Genomic DNA, 4,354 nt, shown 5'->3' on the forward strand with positions numbered 1-4,354 from the left:
CGAAGCGAAAGGCGACGGCACGGACTAGCCGTTGCTGGTGTGGCGTAAGCCACGCCAGCAGGTAAAACCCCTCGGTATCTAACAGAGGGGTACGTTTGCAAATAGACAAAAGACAAAAAACATAGGAAACATAAGGCTTCTGGCACGGTTTCCTAGCAAAAATCGGCTGTGAAGTCGCCTTAAAAAACTTCACACTTTACAGATTGGGGGTATGGTTCTGAATGAAGAACAATGGATAAAAGAATTACGGGAGAAACGGATTGCTTACGGTATCTCACAAGGCAGGCTGGCGGTGGTTTCTGGTATCACAAGAGAATATCTTAACAAGATAGAAAGCGGAAAAATGAAGCCGTCAAAAGAACTTCTGGAAACTCTGCATAAGGAACTGGCAAGGTTCAATCCAGAAGCACCGCTTACCATGCTGTTTGATTATGTGAAAATTCGTTTTCCCACGCTGGATATACAGCACATCATCAAAGATATATTAAAACTGAATATCAACTATATGCTCCATGAAGATTACGGGCGTTACAGTTATACGGAGCATTACTCTTTAGGGGACATCTTTATCTATACGTCGGCTGACGAAGAAAAAGGTGTCCTTTTAGAGTTAAAGGGGCGTGGTTGCAGGCAGTTTGAAAGTTACCTGCTGGCACAGCAAAGAAGCTGGTATGACTTTCTCATGGACGCACTTGTAGACGGTGGCGTGATGAAGCGTATCGACCTTGCTATCAACGACCATACAGGTATTTTGGATATTCCAGAGCTTGCGGAAAAATGCAGGAAACGGGAATATATCGGAAAGTCCAGAAGCTATAAGTTTTACCAGTCGGGTGAGCTTATCAAGCACAGAGAGGACGACAGAGAATATATGGGACGTACCCTTTATCTTGGTTCGCTGAAATCAGATGTGTATTTCTGTATTTATGAAAAGGACTATGAGCAGTACGTTAAGTTGGGGACACCGCTTGAAGAAGCCGACATTATTAACCGTTTTGAGATACGGCTTCGGAATGAACGAGCCTATTATGCAGTACGGGATTTGCTGACGTATTATGACGCAGAACAGACCGCCTTTTCTATCATCAATCAGTATGTGCGGTTTGTTGATGAAGAACCAGACAAGCGAAAAAATGACTGGAAGCTCAATGACCGCTGGGCTTGGTTTATCGGCGATAACAGACAGAGCTTGAAGCTGACGACAAAGCCAGAGCCTTACACCTTAGACCGCACATTGCGTTGGGTACAACGGCAGGTAGCACCAACCTTGAAAATGCTGAAAAAGATTGATAAGGGAAACGGTACAGACTACATGGAAATGATTGAACAGCAGGCGAAGCTCACAGAAAAGCATGAAATGATAATCAGACAGCAGACGACCCCTGCAAAAGATTTAGTAGAAAGTTAGGAGTGATAAAAAATGTGGGTATTATTAAAAGACTTCCTGCTGGTATCTCTGGGAATGGGTATCGGCATAGTCTTGATGTGTATTTTGACTGTCGGCAAAGAAGCTGACTGTGAAATGAAACAATTAGAAGAAAGAGAGGACAAATAACATGAATTTCGGAAACAATTTGTATCAATGGTTTTTATCAAACGCACAGAGCTTGGTGCTTATGGCGATTGTGGTTATCGGTATCTACTTAGGGTTCAAGCGTGAGTTTTCCAAACTTATCGGCTTCTTGGTAGTTGCCTTGATTGCTGTCGGTTTGGTATTTAACGCCGGCGGTGTGAAAGATGTACTGTTAGAGCTATTCAACAAGATTATCGGTGCATAAATTTTTATTGTGATGTTGTTAATGGGGTGATATAATATGGATATAAAAATACAACTTTAGGAAGTGATATTTTATGTTAGGATTTAGTATAATGATGTGGTTTGTTTCTGCTATCCTTATATTCGTGAGTATTTCTTTATTAAAGGGAAATTACTCTTTTGTTCATGGTAAAGTATTTGATACTACTGATAACAAAAAAGGATATGCAAAAGAATTAGGAAAACCTGTTTTATTCGTAGGGATTGGTATTTTAGTATCTGGGGTAATTGCGATTATAGTAAAAAATCATTCTATTCCTACCGCAGTTTTTTTCTTGGCAATTATAGCTGGTATTGCTGGACTATGGCTACACAAAATACAAAAAAACTTCCGAAAATTTTAGTTTACAAATTTATATTTATATGCAAAGCAGTTGGTCTTAGGATTGACTGCTTTTTTCTTACCTAAAATTTCAGATTGGAGTGATTACATGAACGATATTTTTAAGAATATGCAGGCAAAAGTCGGCTGTGAATACATTTCCGACCTGCCCTCTTACAAGCGTAAGGTGTGGCAGGAAATGAAACGATTGAACCCTGCCGATTATGAAGAAAAACAGTTAGAAGATTTTTCAAAGTATGTGTTTGGTATGTCGTACCAGAGCTTAAAAGATGTGATGAAACAACAGAAAGGACGTGAGGAACAATGCAGGAAACAAGGGTGCTGGTGGAAACGAGAGGAACAACTGGCAAAGAAACAACATCATACTGGTTCGACCTGCCGATAGATGTTGCAGAGTTTGAAGAAAAGTTAGGTGTCGGTGCAGAAAGTCAAGATTACCGCATTACCGAAAAGGTACTGCCCTTTGCTGATGAAGTCCACGAACATACAAGCGTGTACCAGCTCAACGAACTAGATTTTATGTACCGCCAGCTTTCAAGCGATATGCAGGAAGAATATACAGCACTTCTTACCGTGTATGAAAACTTAGAAGCACTTTATATTTGCAGAAACGTGATTACGGTTTATCCCGACTGCAAAAGCATGATAGATGTTGCAAGGCAAAAGCTGATGAATGACCCGACATTCAAGCATTTATCCGAGGACTGTCAAGAATATTACTTTGACTTTGAAGCCTATGCTTCTCACTTGCAGGAACACGGGAAATTTTTAGTAACAGAACACGGTATCTTTGAACTGCCAGAGTAGGAAATGAGGTGGTGCTTATGATTGATGATATGGCGGTTTATATTGCTAATCTTGGCAAATACAATGAGGGCTATTTAGTCGGTGCTTGGTTCACATTTCCTATTGACGAGGAAGATGTAAAAGAAAAAATCGGCTTGAATGAACAGTATGAGGAATACGCTATCCATGATACCGACAACTTCCCCATTGCGATTGGCGAGTATGTTTCCATTGAAGAACTCAATGAGATGTATGAAATGATAGAGGAACTTCCCGACTATATTGTAGAGTGTCTGGACGAATTTATCAGTCACTATGGGACGCTGGAAGAAGTTGTGGAACACAAGGACGATATTTATTATTATCCCGACTGTGAAACCATGACAGATATTGCCTACTACTACATAGACGAATTGCAGGCACTAGGGGATATTCCACCCAGCTTGCAGAACTACATTGACTATGAAGCCTACGGGCGAGATTTGGATATGGGCGGTTGCTTTATTGAAACAAGCCGAGGTATGTGCGAGATACCATACTAACGCTGGAAGATCAGCGACAAGCATTGTTGCTACTGACAGCGTATTTCTCTTTTAAGGGACAGTCTGAAAATGGCTGTCCTTTTCTCTTTGAAGAACTTACGAAAGGAGCTGAAAGAACTTGAAAAAGATTAAATCTTATACGGGTATCTGGAACGTGGAAAAAGTCTTGTATGCAATCAATGACTTTAACTTACCCTTTCCCGTTACCTTTACACAGATTACATGGTTTGTGATTACAGAATTTATCATCATTCTGTTTGGGGATATTCCCCCACTTTCCATGATTGAGGGAGCATTTCTCAAATATTTTGGTATTCCCGTTGCTCTCACTTGGTTTATGTCGCAGAAAACCTTTGACGGAAAGAAACCGTACAGCTTTTTGAAATCACAGATAACCTATGCCCTGCGACCTAAAATCACTTATGCAGGAAAAGCCGTAAAACTGCATAAGCAGACCTTGAATGAAACAATCACGGCAGTAAGGAGTGTGAACTATGTTCCCGATAAAATATATTGACAACAACCTTGTCTGGAACAAGGACAATGAAGTGTTTGCTTATTATGAGCTGATACCGTATAACTATTCTTTCTTATCCGCAGAGCAGAAATTTATCGTGCATGACAGTTTCCGACAGCTTATCGCACAGTCCCGTGAGGGTAAAATTCATGCGTTGCAGATTGCCACAGAAAGCTCCATAAGAAGTATGCAGGAGCAGTCAAAGAAACTGGTAACGGGAAAATTAAAGGAAGTTGCCTATCAGAAGATAGACGAACAGACCGAAGCGTTAGTATCTATGATTGGGGACAATCAAGTGGACTACCGCTTTTTTCTTGGCTTTAAGCTCATGGTTACGGAAGAACAGCTCA

The 4,354-nt window shown here is 40.7% G+C and carries 8 protein-coding genes and 1 pseudogene; all 9 read left to right on the plus strand.

What is annotated here, in order from left to right; translation table 11 throughout:
• Positions 1 to 211 precede the first annotated feature (211 nt).
• Complete coding sequence (gene mobT / locus DXB52_RS14880; protein WP_117576629.1) at positions 212 to 1,408, plus strand: MobT family relaxase; 1,197 nt, start codon at positions 212 to 214, stop codon at positions 1,406 to 1,408.
• A gap of 12 nt (positions 1,409 to 1,420) precedes the next feature.
• Positions 1,421 to 1,555 (plus strand): DUF3789 domain-containing protein, encoded by a 135-nt coding sequence (locus DXB52_RS14885; RefSeq protein WP_117576628.1) that lies wholly within the window; start codon positions 1,421 to 1,423, stop codon positions 1,553 to 1,555.
• A gap of 1 nt (position 1,556) precedes the next feature.
• Positions 1,557 to 1,778: a hypothetical protein gene (locus DXB52_RS14890; protein WP_004843355.1), complete on the plus strand. Its 222-nt coding sequence runs from the start codon at positions 1,557 to 1,559 to the stop codon at positions 1,776 to 1,778.
• 73 nt (positions 1,779 to 1,851) lie between these two features.
• On the plus strand, positions 1,852 to 2,160 hold the full coding sequence (locus DXB52_RS14895; protein WP_004843356.1) for a hypothetical protein: 309 nt from the start codon (positions 1,852 to 1,854) through the stop codon (positions 2,158 to 2,160).
• A gap of 87 nt (positions 2,161 to 2,247) precedes the next feature.
• The gene (locus DXB52_RS14900) at positions 2,248 to 2,544 is read left to right on the plus strand and encodes a conjugal transfer protein (RefSeq protein ID WP_082419285.1); all 297 of its coding nucleotides are present in this window, start codon (positions 2,248 to 2,250) and stop codon (positions 2,542 to 2,544) included.
• The gene (locus tag DXB52_RS14905) at positions 2,463 to 2,966 is read left to right on the plus strand and encodes an antirestriction protein ArdA (protein WP_055153439.1); all 504 of its coding nucleotides are present in this window, start codon (positions 2,463 to 2,465) and stop codon (positions 2,964 to 2,966) included. Before DXB52_RS14900 ends, DXB52_RS14905 begins: the two co-directional genes overlap by 82 nt.
• 17 nt (positions 2,967 to 2,983) lie before the next feature.
• Positions 2,984 to 3,487, plus strand: coding sequence for an antirestriction protein ArdA (locus tag DXB52_RS14910; RefSeq protein ID WP_006857105.1), 504 nt, complete (start codon positions 2,984 to 2,986; stop codon positions 3,485 to 3,487).
• Between the two features lie 118 nt (positions 3,488 to 3,605).
• Positions 3,606 to 4,004, plus strand: a complete 399-nt coding sequence (locus tag DXB52_RS14915) for a conjugal transfer protein (RefSeq protein WP_004843362.1) — start codon at positions 3,606 to 3,608, stop codon at positions 4,002 to 4,004.
• Positions 3,982 to 4,354, plus strand: a pseudogene (locus DXB52_RS14920) (conjugal transfer ATPase TcpF); the annotation flags it as partial. The gene DXB52_RS14915 and the pseudogene DXB52_RS14920, both read left to right, overlap by 23 nt.

The organism is Ruminococcus sp. OM04-4AA (assembly GCF_003462585.1).
Lineage (GTDB): Bacteria > Bacillota > Clostridia > Lachnospirales > Lachnospiraceae > Mediterraneibacter > Mediterraneibacter faecis.

Bases quoted from the DNA above. Each gene is read 5' to 3' on its own strand.
- DXB52_RS14890 (WP_004843355.1), top strand. From the start codon at position 1,557: ATGAATTTCGGAAACAATTTGTATCAATGGTTTTTATCAAACGCACAG.
- DXB52_RS14905 (WP_055153439.1), top strand. From the start codon at position 2,463: ATGCAGGAAACAAGGGTGCTGGTGGAAACGAGAGGAACAACTGGCAAA.
- DXB52_RS14885 (WP_117576628.1), top strand. From the start codon at position 1,421: ATGTGGGTATTATTAAAAGACTTCCTGCTGGTATCTCTGGGAATGGGT.
- mobT (WP_117576629.1), top strand. From the start codon at position 212: ATGGTTCTGAATGAAGAACAATGGATAAAAGAATTACGGGAGAAACGG.
- DXB52_RS14910 (WP_006857105.1), top strand. From the start codon at position 2,984: ATGATTGATGATATGGCGGTTTATATTGCTAATCTTGGCAAATACAAT.
- DXB52_RS14900 (WP_082419285.1), top strand. From the start codon at position 2,248: ATGAACGATATTTTTAAGAATATGCAGGCAAAAGTCGGCTGTGAATAC.
- DXB52_RS14895 (WP_004843356.1), top strand. From the start codon at position 1,852: ATGTTAGGATTTAGTATAATGATGTGGTTTGTTTCTGCTATCCTTATA.